A 16,551-nucleotide genomic window follows, 5' to 3' on the forward strand; every position below is an offset into this window, starting at 1 on the left:
TTAGGGTTGTGACGTAAATATAAAAATTATACCTGTATCACGCCAAGATTAAACGGTTTTTCTATAGGAGCGTGGTTAGCAGCTTCTATACCCATAGATATCCATGTACGGGTTTCAAGAGGGTCTATAATAGCATCTGTCCATATCCTTGAAGCGGCATAGTAAGGAGATACCTGAGCATCATACTTTGCCTTGATCTTGTTAAACATTTCCTCTTCTTTCTCCGGAGTAATTTCTTCTCCTCTTGCTTTTAGCGAAGAAGCCTCAATTTGCAGTAATACCTTAGCTGCCTGAGTACCGCCCATAACGGCAAGCTCAGCACTTGGCCAGGCAAAAATAAGACGAGGGTCATATGCCTTACCGCACATTGCATAGTTACCGGCACCATAAGAGTTACCCACAACTACAGTAAACTTAGGCACAACCGAGTTACTCACGGCATTTACCATTTTAGCCCCGTCTTTAATTATACCGCCATGCTCACTCTTAGAACCTACCATAAAGCCTGTAACATCCTGAAGGAATACAAGCGGTATTTTCTTTTGGTTACAGTTGGCAATAAACCTTGTGGCCTTATCGGCACTGTCTGAATAGATAACACCACCAAACTGCATTTCGCCTTTTTTAGACTTAACCACTTTACGCTGGTTGGCCACAATACCTACAGCCCAGCCATCTATACGGGCATAGCCTGTAATGATGGTTTGTCCGTAGCCGGCTTTGTATTCTTCAAACTCGCTGTTGTCAACAAGCCTTTTAATAATTTCCATCATGTCATACTGCTCAGAACGTTGCTTAGGCAGTATACCGTATATCTCGTTAGGGTCAAGGGCAGGCTTTTGAGGTTGTGTACGGCTGTATCCTGCCTTTTCAAAATCGCCTATCTTATCTACTATATTTCTTATGGTGTTTAGGGCATCCTTATCGTCTTTTGCCTTATAATCGGTAACGCCAGATATTTCGCAGTGTGTAGTAGCCCCGCCCAGTGTTTCATTATCAATGTTTTCGCCTATCGCGGCCTTAACAAGGTAGCTTCCTGCAAGGAAAATACTTCCTGTTTTGTCTACAATAAGTGCTTCGTCGCTCATAATAGGCAGGTAAGCACCACCGGCAACACAACTACCCATAACGGCAGCAATTTGTGTAATACCCATGCTGCTCATAACCGCATTGTTACGGAAGATACGACCAAAGTGTTCCTTATCCGGGAAAATCTCATCTTGCATTGGCAGGTACACACCTGCACTGTCTACAAGATAAATAATAGGAAGTTTGTTCTCTATGGCAATTTCCTGAGCACGCAGGTTTTTCTTTCCTGTAATAGGGAACCATGCTCCGGCTTTTACGGTAGCATCGTTAGCAACTACTATACATTGTTTTCCGCTTACATAGCCAATTTTTACTACCACACCGCCAGAAGGGCAGCCACCGTGTTCGGCATACATACCGTCTCCGGCAAAGGCGCCTATTTCTATGCTTTCGGTATTTTTATCTAAAAGGTACTCTATACGTTCGCGTGCGGTCATTTTGCCTTCGCCGTGAAGTTTGGCAATTCTTTTTTCTCCGCCGCCAAGCTTTACTTTAGCCAGCTTTTGTTTCAGTTGGGAAAGTAAAAGCTTGTTGTGGTCTTCATTCTTATTGAAGTTAATATCCATGGAACTTATGTCTTTTTTTGTGATAGTTGTAATTTAAGTGCTGCTAAAATACGAAAACGTTTGATATTAGCAGTGAAAACAGCTAATGTGTTACAAATTTTTAAAAGTTAAAAATAAAAAAAAAGGACAGCTTTAAAGCTGTCCTTTTTTTATTGATTAACCAAAACTATATTTTATAAACCAAAGAAGTTTAGTAAGTCTGTTTTAATAGCCTCATTAACGGTAGCTGCAAGCATAACCGAAATGATAAGGCCTATAGCAGCAAAAGAGAAATCTTTACCAATCATCTTAAGTGCTTTGTTCTTGTGTTTTTTGCCTTTTTTAAGACGGGCAAGGTTAATGGCTATTTCACGTCCGCCAATTAAACCAAGGAAAACCCATGTTGTACTCATTGGTACAGTACTTATAAATAACTTATAGATAAGGATAAGTGCATAAGAAAGGTCTATAAGGGTAGCAGCCCTAACATCGCTAACACGCGATTTTTCGCTAACTACTTTCTGAATCCTGTCACCACGCAGGTAGAATAATATACCTAAACCTAAGAAGATAACAACACAGAAGATAACAAACTGGGTTACATCAAGCCTTCTTGGAAGGAATACTGCAACGTTTGCACCATCCTGCATCACCCAAACCGACCAAAGGATACCGCTCACAATCCACTGAGCTACCATCCATGAAGGGTGAACTTTACGGCCTTTAAATTTCCTGCGGATGTAGTTGTAACCAAAGAACCATATAAGAACAGATAATACAAAAGCAATTACATAACCAGATAAACTCTTTGTTATCATAGATGTGATACCGCTTGAGCTTGAGCTGAATACACTTAGCATAAGGAATGTGGTAGATACCGGCATTCTTAACCTGGTAAGTATAAGCAGTACAAGTGGAGCCATAAGCATAAAGAACGAGAAGTTCTCAGGGTGCGGGTACTTACTTACATCTTCGGCATCAATAAGCCTACCGTAAGTAACGTCTCCGTTTAATGTAAACCAGCTAATTGCAATGGTTACTAAAAATATGGCGCCAATATATAGCCAAAGTACATACCATTTGCGGTGTTTGTTACTTTCTATAAAAGTACCAAGTGACTGGATACTGTCGTTAGAAACAGTTGCATAGGCAGCGGTAAGGAAACCAATCCACATGGCAATTTGCGGCTGGTTGTAAAACAGCGCACTAAATATGAAAATGCAGAAGATAATGATTAGGAAGATCTTTTCGTTAGAAAATCTCTCAATTAAACTTAATGGAGGAATCGACTTTTTTTTGTATTTCATTTTCATACTAGGGGTAGTTTTAAAAATCGTTGCAAAAGTACTTACTTAAAAAAGCTGCCTGCGATGTCCAGTTTTAAGTTATTGTTAATTAATCTCTAACTTAAAATTAAATTTGAAGTTAACTATTTTTTAATTCATTTTCAGTAGTTTATTTGCATCTTCCAAAAAATTATTTTCCTGATTTTTAAAATAATGCAAAAAGTAAGGGTAACTTCTGTATTGTTTTAATAACACTCGGTTGATTATAACTTAACGATTTCTTAACATTAGTTAGGTACATTTGCCGCAAAATATTATTCATGTCAATAAACAGTATCTTCCAGTTTCTTGTTCCGAAGGATAAGAAATTTTTCCCGCTATTTGAGCAGGCAACACAAAACCTTGTACATCTTGCCGAAACACTGCACGAAGCGGTTAACGCCCCTAAGAATAAAAGGGACGAATACTTTACTAAAGTAGAAGAGTTAGAAGGCATAATTGAAGGTATAGCCCACAGGACTAACCTTGAACTAAGCAAGAACTTTATCACACCTTTTGACAGGGAAGATATCTACTCGCTTATTACTGCAATTGATGATGTGGCCGACTATATGTATGGTGCAGCAAGCAGAATGAGACTGTATCAGGTAGAGAAGATTACTAAGTCAATAAGAAAGATGACCGAAATTAACCTTGAAGCCTGTCAGCTTATACAGGGTGCAGTTGCCGACCTTAAAGACATGAAAAACCTTAAAGGCATTGCAGATGCCTGTAAGAAGATAAACAAGCTTGAAAACAAATCTGACAGCGTTTTTGATAAGGCAGTTGCCGATATTTTTGAAAACGAGACTGATGCTATAAATGTAATTAAGTATAAAGAGGTTCTTGCTGCGCTTGAATCGGCTTCAGATAAATGTAAGGGTGTGGCGAACGTTTTAGAGTCTATCGCTGTAAAACATTCATAAACCGCAAACCCCTAACTGATTTACCATGACGCTACTTATTATCATTATAGTTTTAGCATTAATATTTGATTACATTAATGGTTTTCACGATGCGGCAAACTCCATCGCCACTATCGTTGCCACTAAGGTATTAACGCCTTTTCAGGCGGTGCTGTGGGCGGCCTTTTTTAACTTTCTGGCTTACTTTATTTCTAAGTACTGGATAGGGGAGTTTAAAATTGGTAACACCATTGCAAAAACAGTTAGCGAAGATTTTATTACACTGGAGGTTATACTTGCCGGGCTTATTGCAGCCATAACATGGAACCTGCTTACCTGGAAACTGGGTATACCGTCGTCGTCTTCACACACGCTGATAGGTGGTTTTATGGGTGCTGCGCTTGCGCATGCTTTTACCATACCGGGAGCAGACATAAACACTGTGGTTAACTATGCTAAGGTTATACCTATTATACTGTTTATTTTTATGGCTCCGCTATTAGGTATGGTGGTGGCCTATTTTATAACGATACTCATACTCAATATATGTAGAAAAGCAAACCCTTCTAAAGCCGATAAATGGTTCAGGAGGTTACAGTTGGTATCATCGGCATTGTTTAGCCTTGGGCACGGTGCTAACGATGCACAAAAGGTTATGGGTATTATAGGTGCTGCGGTTATTTATTATCAGGTTAACATAAAGCATGAAGTGGCGTATATAGCTGCTGAAAATAAATTTGCCTATTTTGTAGATCACTGGAGCTGGGTGCCGCTTGTGAGTTTTGTTATGATAGGTTTGGGTACTATGAGCGGCGGTTGGAAAATCGTTAAGACAATGGGATCTAAAATTACTAAGGTAAACTCACTGGAGGGTGTTGCTGCCGAAACTGCAGGTGCCATTACACTATATACGACCGAACATTTTGGTATTCCGGTTTCTACCACACACACTATTACAGGTTCTATTATAGGTGTGGGTGTAACAAAAAGGGTATCGGCCGTAAGGTGGGGGGTAACCATTAGCCTGCTTTGGGCTTGGATATTAACCATACCTGTATCGGCTATACTTGCTGCTATAATTTACTATGTAGTCAGTATTTTCTAAAGGATAGTTTTATAATTATAATATTTTTTGAAAAGCATATATCTGTAAAGGGTGTATGCTTTTTTTTATTTTTACATGAATTAACCAAACACCTTAAACAATGAAAAAGTGCTTTTTGCTATTGCTGTCTATTCCATTACTTTTTATTTCATGCATGGAGCCTGTAGAGTTTTTTGATTATAATAGTGAACAGGATGTAATTGGAATAAAACGGTTTTTTAAAAAAGAAAGCTTTCAATATCAATTATTAGGTAGTTATAGTTATAATGGTAAAGGTATTATAGGAGATTATATTATAGATGATAAGTATAAACTTCATATCATTAAAATAAGTGAAGCAGACAGAAAGTGTGAACTGATAATTGAGAGAAATAAAGGTTTTAACAGCTCTAATTCTTCATATAATATTCTTGAAGGAGGATACTATGAATTAAAATATAATCTGGCCGGGTTATCTAAAATAAAGGAAAAGAATTCAATACATTTTTCTTCAAATGGTGAAATGGAAAAAATATTTTCAAATGATACCCTTAGTGTTTATAGTACAGAGTATAATTATCTAACTACATATTTTAATGATAAGCCAAATGTAAGGATGTACGTTGAAGAAAAGAAAAGTGGTAAACTTAGGTCTGATATTGCTTTTTTCAGGAAAGATGATAGTGTTTATCTTTTAATCTTTAGTCCGGTTTATTCGTCAACATCAGCTCCAATCATGAATCCGGGAGATATAATGCAATATATCGCAAAGAAAGATGAAAAATAGAAAATCATAAATAGTAAAAAAGCCCGTAGTTAATCACCAACCTACGGGCTTTTCGGTTTAAGAATATAGATATTGAATTATAATGCAGGATACCTATCCAAAATATTCCTGCAGGTCTTCTTTTTCATATTTAAGCGGAAGTGAAACAATAAAGGAAGATCCTTTATCCTTTCCGGCACTTTTTGCCTCAATAGTGCCATGGTGCAGCTCTACAAACGATTTGGTGATAGATAATCCCAGTCCGTTTGAGTTTTCTTTGCCTGTTGGCTTAGAGCTTAATTTTGCAAACTTAGTGTACAGCTTGCTTATATCTGCAGGGCTTAATCCCTGTCCTTCATCCTGAACTTCTATACGGATAAAATTATCCTCTAGTGTTGCAATTATCCTTATGGTAGTGCCTGCATAAGAATATTTTAGTGCGTTGCTAACCAGATTGTGTAAAATATCTCCAATTTTTACCTTGTCGGCATATATTTTTGGCAGCTTAGGATCGTGCTCAAGCTGTATGGCCTGGTTTTTCCTGTTTGCCAGTAATTCAAAACTTATAAGCAGCTTATTGAAAATCTCATTTAAGTCTACTTCTTCAATATTTAATGTAAGCCTGTGTTCGTCTTCTTCGGCCTGTTTTAGCAGGTCACTAAGTTTTGACTGAATACGCAGCACACATGCTTTTATCATGCCGCTCATCCTTTCTACCTTTGTGGTGTCTTTGGTTAAAATCTCATTAGCAAGCTTAATAGATGCCAACGGGTTTTTAATTTCGTGCAATGCAATATTCATAAGGTCTATTTGCGACTCTATGCTTTTGCGGTAGCGCATGCGGCTTTCCAGCTTATTCACTATAATTTTAGACAGTGTTTTAAGCATGTCAAGCTGAGAATCGGTAACCTCACGCGGAACAGTATCTACCACGCAAACGGTACCTACTGTATAGCCTTCCGGAGATTTTAATGGCGCTCCTGCATAAAAACGAATGCCGTCTTCACCTGCAACATATGGGCTTTCCATTAAATCAGGAGATGTATGGGTATCATTAAATACCGTAACATTATCCTCAAGTATGGCAAGCGAGCATAAGCTGTCCCTACGGTCTATAATATTATTACGAAGAAGGCTCAGGTTAGACTTTAAAAACACCCTGTCTTCGTCCACAAACGATATAAACGCACTTGTCGTGTTAAAAATTTGTGCCGCCAGCAATGCAATCTTGTCAAACGCCTCTTCACTATGAGTATCAAGTATCCTGTACTCATAAAGTTTTTCCAACCTTTGTGCGTCGTTTAACGGGATTATGGATGTTGGTCTGGTATAAATCATTTTGCCTCCTAAAAGAGTTTTTTGTGTGGGGATAAACTCCTTTTTCTACTTCTTTCTTCTTCGAAGGTAAGTTTAAATTTCGTACAAATAAAACTTTAGCGAAATGTTATAACGGATAGTGTAGTAAAGTATAAAATTATGGTAAAAAAGGCTCGTTTTCCACCTCATAAATAAGTGGAAGCGATACAAAAAAGCTGGTTCCCATTTCTTTTCCGGGGCTTGTAGCATGTATTTTGCCATGATGCATTTCTACCATTGTTTTGCATATGGAAAGCCCCAGTCCGTTTGAGGTTTCCTTGCCTGTAGGTTTTGCGCTTAGCTTTGCAAATTTGGTAAAAAGCTTGCTTATGTCTTCTTGATTGAGTCCTTGTCCGTTATCGTGAAATTCAATCTCCACCGTATCTTTTTCTCTTTTAACGGATATGTTAATTTCTGAGTCGTAATAGGAATATTTTAACGCATTACTTAACAGGTTGTGAAAGACATCAGTAATCTTTTTTCGATCAATATAAACAGGGGGTATGCCGCTGCCGTAATGCAGGAAAATAGTTTGTCTTTTTTTGTTTGCCTGTAGCTGAAAACTTTCCAGCAGAGAATCAAATATCTCTCTTAAATTGGTTTCTTCAATGCTTAGTTTTTGCTGAACTTCTTCCTCTTCACTGTGTTTAAGTAAATCAGACAGTTTGGTTTGTATACGGGTAACGCTTTCCCTAACCATGTTGTACATACTATCGCATCGGGTAGGGTCTTTTTTAATTACGTCGTTAGCAAGTTTAATGGACGCCAACGGATTCTTTATCTCATGAAGCGTAATGTTCATCAGTTCGTTTTGTGCCTTTAAAAGGTTCTTATAGCGCAGGCGAAGTTCCAGCTTGTTAACCACTATATCGGCAAGGTTTTTAAGCATTTCCTGCTTTTTGGCACTCACTTTTGCTGTGCGGGGCTTTTTGTCGGCTACACAAACGGTTCCTAACAAATAACCTTCGGGGCTGCGAAGTGGTGCTCCTACATAAAAGCGTACTCCGTTTTTCTTTTTAACCAGCAGGCTGTCTTTTAACTGTTCGTTTTCCAGTGCATCATAAATAATGGTGCAATCCTCATCCATGATAGCCATGCCACAAAGCGACTTTTCACGCGGAACCACATTACCTTCAAATGGACTAACATTTGCTTTTATAAACACCCTGTCTTCGTCTACAAAAGTAACAAAGGCATAAGGGGTCTTGAATATTTTAGCTGCCAGGTGGGCAATCTTGTCAAAAGTATCCTCGGGGTGGGTATCAAGTATTTGGTACTCATACAGCTTTTGCAACCTGAGGCTGTCATTTTCGGGTATAAAAAAGTCAGCTATATGATTCATTTGTGGGAGGATTTATTGGTTATACAACATTAAACAGTTGTAAACAAAAAACACCCTAATTTACAATAAATTTTGTAAACCTATTGTAAGAAAGGATGTTAATTTTGAAGTTTACAGATAAATCCTGCTATTCGTCGCCTTTTTGTCCCATCATCATTAAATAGGCTTTAAGGAACTCATCTATGTTACCGTTCATCACGCCATCTACGTCGCTGGTTTCGTATGATGTACGCACGTCTTTAACCAGTTTGTAAGGGTGCATCACGTAATTGCGTATTTGTGAGCCCCATTCGATTTTCATCTTGTTGGCCTCAATTTCATCACGAACTGCCTGACGTTTTTTAAGCTCAATTTCATAAAGCTGTGATTTTAACAATTGCATAGCTTTTGTTTTATTGTCAAGCTGTGAACGCGTCTCTGAGTTTTCAATGATAATTCCGGTAGGGTGGTGGCGAAGGCGTACTGCAGTTTCTACCTTATTTACGTTTTGTCCTCCCGCACCACTGGAACGCATTGTTTCCCAGGAAATGTCTGCCGGGCTGATATCAATTTCGATAGTGTCATCTGCCAGTGGGTATACGTATACCGATGCGAATGAGGTATGCCTTTTGGCATTACTGTCAAACGGAGAAATACGCACAAGCCTGTGTACACCGTTTTCACCCTTCAGGTATCCAAAGGAATATTCGCCTTCAAACTCCAGTGTAACGGTTTTTACACCGGCAACCTCACCTTCCTGGAAGTTAAGCTCGCGTATTTTGTAGCCTTCTTTTTCTCCCCACATAATATACATACGCATAAGCATAGATGCCCAGTCACAGCTTTCGGTACCACCGGCACCGGCTGTAATCTGCAATACGGCACTAAGGGAATCTCCCTCGTCGCTAAGCATGTTTTTAAACTCAAGGTTTTCTATGTGGCTTGTAGTAAGCTGGTACTGCTCGTCCAGTTCTGCTTCGGTCGCGTCACCTTCTTTAAAAAACTCGTAAATCACCTGTAGCTCTTCGGCCATCGCCATGCCTTTTTCATAATCTTCTACCCACTTCTTTTTAGAGCGCAGGTTTCTTACAACAATTTCGGCTTCTTTGGCGTTGTTCCAAAAGTCGGGTGCAAAGGTTTTTTCTTCTTCGTTGGTTATCTCAATCAGTTTCCTGTCGATGTCAAAGATACCTCCTCAGCGCACCAAGGCGCTCCATAATACCTTTAATTTGTTCGGTATTTGTCATAAATAAATGTAGTTTTGTATTGCAAAAATAAGCTATACTTTTCATAATATGGAAATAAATTTAGTAAGTGACACGGTAACGAAGCCATCTCACGATATGTTGCAGCATATGTTTAGGGCGCGGGTAGGCGATGATGTTTATAAGCAGGACCCTACCGTTAACGAACTGGAGCAATCCGTAGCCGATTTATTTGGCATGGAGGCAGCTTTATTTTTTCCTTCGGGCACTATGGCAAACCAAACAGCCATTAAACTGCACACTAACCCCGGGGAGCAGGTAATATGCGATAAATATGCACACATATATAACTATGAAGGAGGAGGAGCATCGTTTAACAGCGGAGTATCGTGCAGGCTTATTGACGGAGACAGGGGCATGATAACGGCAGGGCAGGTGGCGGAGGCCATTAACCCGCCCGATTTTTACCATAGTCCGTTAACGAGTTTGGTTAGTTTAGAAAATACTACAAATAAAGGCGGTGGCGCCTGTTATGATATTGAGACCCTAGCGCAGATAAAAGAAGTTTGTGTTGCTCATAACCTTAAATACCATCTTGACGGTGCAAGGCTTTGGAATGCCCTTGTGGCAAGAAGGCAACACCCAAAACAATTTGGCGATTTGTTTGATACCATTTCGGTTTGCCTTAGTAAGGGACTTGGTGCTCCGGTGGGCTCTATACTGTTGGGGAGTAAAGAAGACATGAACAGGGCACTGCGTGTAAGAAAAATATTGGGAGGCGGTATGCGCCAGGCTGGATATCTTGCAGCGGCAGGGCTTTATGCTTTACAGCACAACGTAGGCCGACTTGAGGAAGACCATAAAAAGGCAAAAGACATAGGTAATCTTTTACAGCAATTACCGTGGGTTGAAAAAGTAGAGCCGGTAGAAACCAATATTCTTATTTTCTCTATAAAGCCCCAATACAGTGAGGCTACACTGATGGAAAAGCTAAAACAGAAAAGCATTTTTATAAGTTCGCTGGGTAAAGGTAAACTGCGTATTGTAACTCATTTAGATTACAAAGGCGTAATGCACGACTATGTAATGGAAACGTTGCAGAAGCTTACTTTATAGTTTGGGGTTTCGGCTTTAGGTTGTCATTGCGAGGAGGAACGACGTGGCAATCTCGTCTTCTTTAGGTTATATACTTTTACGTGAATAAACTACAAGTTCTTCATTAGTTTTATCATATAGAAAAAGCCTTCCAAAATAACAGCCGGAAAAGTAAAAGCTGTTTTTGCGATTAAGGTTTGCATCTGCAGGTTTTTGAGGATTTTGTTTAAATATCACGGTAGAACCTGTTATTTCAAAATCCTGATTGTTTGCTATAGGATCGCCTAAATAAGTCCCGGACTCATACAACCATGTTTCTTTGGTTCTATTATGCATCCATATGTATCTGTCGGTTATTATGAGAAGGATTACAAAGCCTACTATATATAATTTTACTTTCTTTCTCATCTAACTCAAAGAAATTTCCAGGTTCATTATGTCACGTTTGATTTCGGATATAACAGAACCAAACTTCTTAAGGCTTTCCGGGTTTTGTTTTATTACCGACTGATGTATTTCCTGATTTACCACAAAGGCAATAACACATTCACTCTTTTTGGAAACAGTACTCAGGTTAGTTTCGTTGAACTCTAAAAGTTCAGAAGATTTGTTTAAATCGATAAAAACCGCATTAAATTCGGTTATGGGTGTAATAGTTTTTGGATTGTCTTTAAACCAACCGTAATCGTTAATCGAAGTAAATTCTGCTTTGCTTATGGTGTAGAGTTGTTTGCCATAAATATTCCATAACAACAGCCTGAAGAGGAAGAGAGATAACATGCCAAAAGCTACAAATATGATAAAAAGCGCAAACGGACTCGCTATTCTTCTATTAAAACTTATTACTGTAAGCAGCGGTGCTAAAGCAAAAAACAGCAATATAAATCTATAGAAAAAATTAGCAGGCTTAACGGTAAACTCAATAGAGGTTTTATTGTTTTTGGTTTCTATACGGTACATAGGTATGGTTTATTGGTTAAGCAAGTATAATAAAAAAGCGCGGATAATTAATCCGCGCTTTTTTTAAAATCTTTAATAATAGTTATTATTTAAACATGTCCATACCCGGTATGTTAGGCATGCCGTCTTTAGCTACAGCACCAAGCTCGGCTTCGTTTACCGATGTTGCCTTTGCAATGGCTTTGTTCATAACCAGTACCAGGTAATCTTCAAGTTGTTCTTTATCTTCTAACAGTTCATCTGCCACAGTAACCGATTTTATTTCGCGGTTAGCCGTAAGCGTAACTTTTAATAGTCCGTCACTGCTTTGCTCGTCTACCAGTACGGTATCAAGCCTTTTTTTTGTTTCTTCCATTTTTTGCTGGGTCTCCTTAAGTTTACCCATCATACCCATAATATCTCCAAACATTGTTTTTTGTTTTTAATTAGTTCGCAAAAATATTAAAAAATGAAAATGTTTTACACCGCCTTAATCCTTCTTTAACGCTTACACGCAGAAAGAGGGAGGAGGTTAACAGTTTGTTCACACATATTGCTAAATGTGTTTTTGCATACTATGCACTATAATATAGTTATTAACCGATTATTGTGCAAACATTTTTTTGAATTTATAAAAAATATTACCTAAAAATATTAAATTGCGTAGTTAAATGCTAATCATTTAAAAGAATGAAAAAACACTTACTTTTAAGTTGTGTTTGTGTTATTTTTGCATGCGACCAAACTAAAAAATCTAAAATGACAGAAACCGAAGCAGCACCCGTGGCTGCAATTAAACCCCATAAACTGGAAAAACACGGCGATGTTAGGATAGATAATTACTACTGGCTAAACGAGAGGGAAAACCCGGAGGTAATTGATTATCTTAATAAAGAGAATGAATATTACCAACATGCCACTGCCCATACTAAAGAGTTTCAAAAAGAGCTTTTTGAGGAAATGAAAGGCAGGATTAAGGAAGACGACTCTTCTGTCCCTTACCTGTATAACGGCTACTACTATATTACCCGTTATGAAAAAGGCAAAGATTACCCAATTTATGCCCGCAAAAAAGGAAGCCTTGATGCACCCGAAGAAATTATGTTTGACTGTAACAAGATGGCAGAAGGCCACAGTTACTTTCAGCTAAACGGAATCAACATAAGCGAAGACAATAAATGGGCCGCTTTTGGTGTAGATACCGTTTCGAGAAGGCAGTATACCATTCAGGTAAAAAACCTTACGACCGGAGAGGTGCTTCCGTTTAAAATAGAAAATACTACAGGCGGTTCTACATGGGCCGGCGACAATAAAACGCTTTTCTATACAAGAAAAGATGCTGTTACCCTTCGTTCGGAAAAGATATACAAACATATAATGGGTAACGATACGGCTAAAGACGAACTTGTTTTCCATGAGAAAGACGATACCTTTAGCACTTTTGTTTATAAAGAGAAATCTAAAAAATATATTGTAATAGGTTCAAGCAGTACCCTTACCAGCGAGTACAGGATACTGGATGCCAAAAAGCCTGAAGGAGAATTTAAGATTTTCCAGAAAAGGACACGCGGCCTTGAATATGACATTAGCCACTACGGCGATAAGTTCTATATAGTTACCAATAAGGATAAGGCTACTAACTTTAGGCTTATGGTAACGCCGGAAGATAAGACCGGTATGGAAAACTGGACCGATGTGCTTGAGCATCGTGAGGATGTACTTGTGGAAGGTATAGACATTTTTAAAAACTACCTTGTGGTTAGCGAACGTTCTAACGGACTAAATAAAATACGTATCCGCCCGTGGAGTGGTGCAGATGAGTACTATCTTCCGTTTGATATAGAAACCTATACAGCTTACACTACTACTAATGTTGATTTTGATACCGATGTGCTGCGTTACGGCTACCAGTCTATGGCTACGCCAAGTTCGGTTATCGACTTTAATATGAAAACCCGCGAAAAAACCGTTAGGAAAGAGCAGGAAGTACTGGGAGGTAAGTTTGATAAAAATAATTATGAGGAGAAAAGGGTATGGGCTACCGCAGAAGATGGTACCAAAGTGCCTATCTCTATGGTTTACCGCAAAGGCATTAAGCAGGATGGCAGTAATCCGTTACTGTTATATGCTTATGGTTCTTACGGTGCCAGTATGGACCCGTATTTCTCATCCATAAGGCTTAGTCTTTTAGACAGAGGCTTTATTTATGCCATTGCACACATAAGGGGCGGGGAAGACCTGGGCAGGGAATGGTATGAAAACGGTAAACTTCTTAAAAAGAAAAATACATTTACAGACTTTATTGACTGCTCTAAATATGTAATAGAGCAAAAATATACATCGCCGGAGCACTTATATGCCGAGGGCGGATCGGCAGGAGGGCTGCTTATGGGTGCTGTTGTAAATATGGCACCGCAGCTGTACCACGGAGTTATCGCACAGGTAGCTTTTGTGGATGTTGTTACCACTATGCTAGACGATTCTATCCCATTAACAACGGGAGAGTATGACGAGTGGGGTAATCCGAATGAAAAAGAGTATTATGATTACATGAAGTCGTATTCACCTTATGACAACGTAACAGCACAGGATTATCCTAACATGCTTGTTACAACAGGACTACACGACTCTCAGGTTCAGTACTGGGAGCCGGCCAAATGGGTAGCCAAATTAAGGGCAACAAAAACCGACAGCAATAAGCTGTATCTTGACACCAATATGGATGCAGGACACGGCGGGGCTTCGGGCCGATTTGAAGCCTTAAAAGAGGTCGCCAAAGAGTATAGTTTTTTACTAGATTTGGAAGGAATTCAGGAGTAATTAAATTTTTTTTGTTAGATTTGCAAGGTTTTGAGGTCAATTAAACTTTGTATATAGTTTACCTTACTAACTTATTTTTTATGAAAGAAGAAATAAAAGCCTATAATAATGTATTGGAATTAATTGGGAATACACCACTAATTAAACTCAATAAAGTTACACAAGGGTTAAAAGGAAATTTTTACGCAAAAGTAGAGGCATTTAATCCGGGCCATTCAACTAAAGACAGGATTGCATTATACATCATTGAAGAAGCCGAGAGAAAAGGTATCCTTAAACCTGGAGACACTATTATCGAGACTACTTCGGGTAATACCGGCTTTAGTGTTGCTATGGTTAGCATTATTAAAGGTTATGACTGCATACTGGCAGTAAGCTCTAAATCATCAAGAGACAAAATTGATATGTTACGCGCTATGGGAGCAAAAGTTTATGTTTGCCCTGCTAACGTATCTGCTGATGACCCGAGATCTTACTACAATGTTGCTAAAAGGCTTCACGAAGAAATTAAAGGGTCTGTTTACATTAACCAGTACTTTAACGACTTAAATGTAGACGCTCACTATAACTCTACAGGACCGGAAATATGGGAACAAACAAACGGTAAAATTACCCACCTTGTTGCCTGTAGCGGTACCGGCGGAACTATTTCGGGTGCTGCCCGTTTCCTTAAGGAACAAAATCCAAACATCAAGATTTTAGGTGTTGATGCTTTTGGTTCGGTACTTAAAAAATACCACGAAACTAAAGAATTTGATAACGAGGAGATTTATCCTTACAGAATAGAAGGTTTAGGTAAAAACCTTATCCCAACTGCTACTGATTTTGACGTAATAGACAAATTCATTAAGGTATCTGACGAAGACAGTGCGCACACCGCAAGGCACATTGCAAAAACAGAAGGCCTTTTTGTTGGGTATACCAGCGGAGCTGCATTACAGGCTGTTAAGCAATATGCTGAAGCAGGCGAGTTTGATGAGAACAGCAACGTTATCATGATATTCCCTGATCACGGATCGCGCTATATGAGCAAAGTATTTAGTGATGAGTGGATGAATGAGCAGGGCTTTTTTGACAGTGTTAATGTTGAAGAAACTCAAAAAATAGAATTTATTAAGTAATAGATTTGTACCAACGATATTAAAAAGCCATCCTATTAAGGATGGCTTTTTTTGTTGGATGCAGGTATACGGATAATGCTATCCGGTATATTATGATTTTGAGTAACGCTTAGGTTTAAAAAAACCATCCCGGCTCAGGGGATGGTTTTCGAAGTGAATGAAAAGTAAGTATAAAAAGGTTAAAACGCAGCTGCTCGGAATTCACCGCCTCCCTGACGCTTTAAATCCTGCGTTTTAGGGTTACCGTCAACAATCACGTTGCCGGAACCGCTTATTTTTCCTGTAATGGCTTTATTGCAAACTATATCGGCATTACCTGAACCTGATACGGTAACATCTACATTAGCGCATTCAAGTTTTTTAGCTTCCAGGCTGCCCGAACCTATAACTTTACACTGAAAGTCCTGTATGGCACCCGTAAGCTTAATAGTACCCGATCCCAGTACGCAGGCTTCTCCCTGAGCGGCATATAGGTCAAGATCTATACTTCCCGCTCCTTCAAGCATAACCTTCATATTGGTTTTAAGTGTAGGGTTTGCAGTAATGGTACCCGATCCTTTTAGATAAACTTCGTTTAGTGAGGTATAATAAGGTATTTTAATTTTTACCTTATTGTTTTTGTGTGCCTTGAAATTGATGCCTTTAGGTAAATGTATGGTAAGTGTCCTGTCGGTAACATCAGTTTCAACAAGCTGTAGTATGTTTTCACATCCTTCAAGGGTAATAGAGCCTGTAGTGCCCGATACTAACTGTACCTCAAAAGGCCCGTCTACCCTAAGCGATGTAAATTCAGTAACTGTTCTTTGTTCTTTAACTTTTTTCCCGTTGCCATATATTGGCTCCTGTGCCTGTGCGGCACTTGTTAGCAGGGTGAATAGCCCCACTAACAATAATAACTGTTTTTTCATGATGATTGATTTTTTGATTGATGATGATGATTGATTGTCTTATAATGTAAGACGATTTTGTTCCATAAATGG

The 16,551-nt window shown here is 38.8% G+C and carries 15 protein-coding genes; 6 read left to right on the forward strand and 9 right to left on the reverse strand.

All coding sequences use genetic code 11. The features are described 5' to 3' along the window. Positions 1–26 precede the first annotated feature (26 nt). Positions 27–1,655 (reverse strand): acyl-CoA carboxylase subunit beta, encoded by a 1,629-nt coding sequence (locus FUA48_RS12205; RefSeq protein WP_147583787.1) that lies wholly within the window; start codon positions 1,653–1,655, stop codon positions 27–29. Between the two features lie 173 nt (positions 1,656–1,828). After that, positions 1,829–2,941: a hypothetical protein gene (locus FUA48_RS12210; RefSeq protein ID WP_240732452.1), complete on the reverse strand. Its 1,113-nt coding sequence runs from the start codon at positions 2,939–2,941 to the stop codon at positions 1,829–1,831. Between the two features lie 299 nt (positions 2,942–3,240). On the opposite strand from FUA48_RS12210, the gene FUA48_RS12215 reads away from it, so the two are divergent. From FUA48_RS12215 to FUA48_RS12225, 3 genes are all read left to right on the forward strand, one after another. Beyond that, a complete protein-coding gene (locus FUA48_RS12215; RefSeq protein ID WP_147583789.1) occupies positions 3,241–3,885 on the forward strand; it encodes a DUF47 domain-containing protein in 645 nt (214 codons plus the stop codon). Between the two features lie 25 nt (positions 3,886–3,910). Beyond that, the gene (locus FUA48_RS12220; RefSeq protein ID WP_147583790.1) at positions 3,911–4,969 is read left to right on the forward strand and encodes an inorganic phosphate transporter; all 1,059 of its coding nucleotides are present in this window, start codon (positions 3,911–3,913) and stop codon (positions 4,967–4,969) included. Positions 4,970–5,069: 100 nt separating this feature from the next. After that, positions 5,070–5,735, forward strand: coding sequence for a hypothetical protein (locus FUA48_RS12225; protein ID WP_147583791.1), 666 nt, complete (start codon positions 5,070–5,072; stop codon positions 5,733–5,735). Positions 5,736–5,828: 93 nt separating this feature from the next. Here FUA48_RS12225 and FUA48_RS12230 read toward each other — a convergent pair whose 3' ends face one another. From FUA48_RS12230 to prfB, 3 genes are all read right to left on the reverse strand, one after another. Further along, a complete protein-coding gene (locus FUA48_RS12230; protein WP_129751326.1) occupies positions 5,829–7,052 on the reverse strand; it encodes a GAF domain-containing sensor histidine kinase in 1,224 nt (407 codons plus the stop codon). A 136-nt stretch (positions 7,053–7,188) separates the two neighbouring features. Beyond that, the gene (locus FUA48_RS12235) at positions 7,189–8,412 is read right to left on the reverse strand and encodes a GAF domain-containing sensor histidine kinase (protein ID WP_147583792.1); all 1,224 of its coding nucleotides are present in this window, start codon (positions 8,410–8,412) and stop codon (positions 7,189–7,191) included. A 127-nt stretch (positions 8,413–8,539) separates the two neighbouring features. Beyond that, a protein-coding gene (gene prfB, locus FUA48_RS12240) for a peptide chain release factor 2 (RefSeq protein ID WP_147583793.1) occupies positions 8,540–9,638 on the reverse strand; the annotation gives its coding sequence in 2 pieces (ribosomal slippage) (positions 8,540–9,574 and positions 9,576–9,638; 1,098 coding nt in all). 48 nt (positions 9,639–9,686) lie between these two features. Between prfB and FUA48_RS12245 the strand changes: the two genes are divergently transcribed. Continuing rightward, positions 9,687–10,712, forward strand: a complete 1,026-nt coding sequence (locus FUA48_RS12245) for a threonine aldolase family protein (RefSeq protein ID WP_129751329.1) — start codon at positions 9,687–9,689, stop codon at positions 10,710–10,712. Between the two features lie 66 nt (positions 10,713–10,778). On the opposite strand, the gene FUA48_RS12250 is transcribed toward FUA48_RS12245, so the two are convergent. From FUA48_RS12250 to FUA48_RS12260, 3 genes are all read right to left on the reverse strand, one after another. Then, positions 10,779–11,099, reverse strand: a complete 321-nt coding sequence (locus tag FUA48_RS12250; RefSeq protein WP_147583794.1) for a hypothetical protein — start codon at positions 11,097–11,099, stop codon at positions 10,779–10,781. Next, the gene (locus FUA48_RS12255) at positions 11,100–11,651 is read right to left on the reverse strand and encodes a hypothetical protein (RefSeq protein ID WP_147583795.1); all 552 of its coding nucleotides are present in this window, start codon (positions 11,649–11,651) and stop codon (positions 11,100–11,102) included. Positions 11,652–11,736: 85 nt separating this feature from the next. After that, on the reverse strand, positions 11,737–12,060 hold the full coding sequence (locus FUA48_RS12260; RefSeq protein WP_129751332.1) for a YbaB/EbfC family nucleoid-associated protein: 324 nt from the start codon (positions 12,058–12,060) through the stop codon (positions 11,737–11,739). 260 nt (positions 12,061–12,320) lie between these two features. Between FUA48_RS12260 and FUA48_RS12265 the strand changes: the two genes are divergently transcribed. Continuing rightward, positions 12,321–14,450, forward strand: coding sequence for a S9 family peptidase (locus FUA48_RS12265; RefSeq protein WP_147583796.1), 2,130 nt, complete (start codon positions 12,321–12,323; stop codon positions 14,448–14,450). Positions 14,451–14,530: 80 nt separating this feature from the next. Further along, positions 14,531–15,571, forward strand: coding sequence for a PLP-dependent cysteine synthase family protein (locus FUA48_RS12270; protein ID WP_129751334.1), 1,041 nt, complete (start codon positions 14,531–14,533; stop codon positions 15,569–15,571). Positions 15,572–15,750: 179 nt separating this feature from the next. Here the strand turns inward: FUA48_RS12270 and FUA48_RS12275 are convergent, their stop codons facing one another. Next, positions 15,751–16,479, reverse strand: a complete 729-nt coding sequence (locus FUA48_RS12275; RefSeq protein ID WP_147583797.1) for a head GIN domain-containing protein — start codon at positions 16,477–16,479, stop codon at positions 15,751–15,753. Positions 16,480–16,551 lie beyond the last annotated feature (72 nt).

Origin of the sequence: Flavobacterium alkalisoli (assembly GCF_008000935.1) — a bacterium.
In the GTDB taxonomy this organism is placed as follows: domain Bacteria; phylum Bacteroidota; class Bacteroidia; order Flavobacteriales; family Flavobacteriaceae; genus Flavobacterium; species Flavobacterium alkalisoli.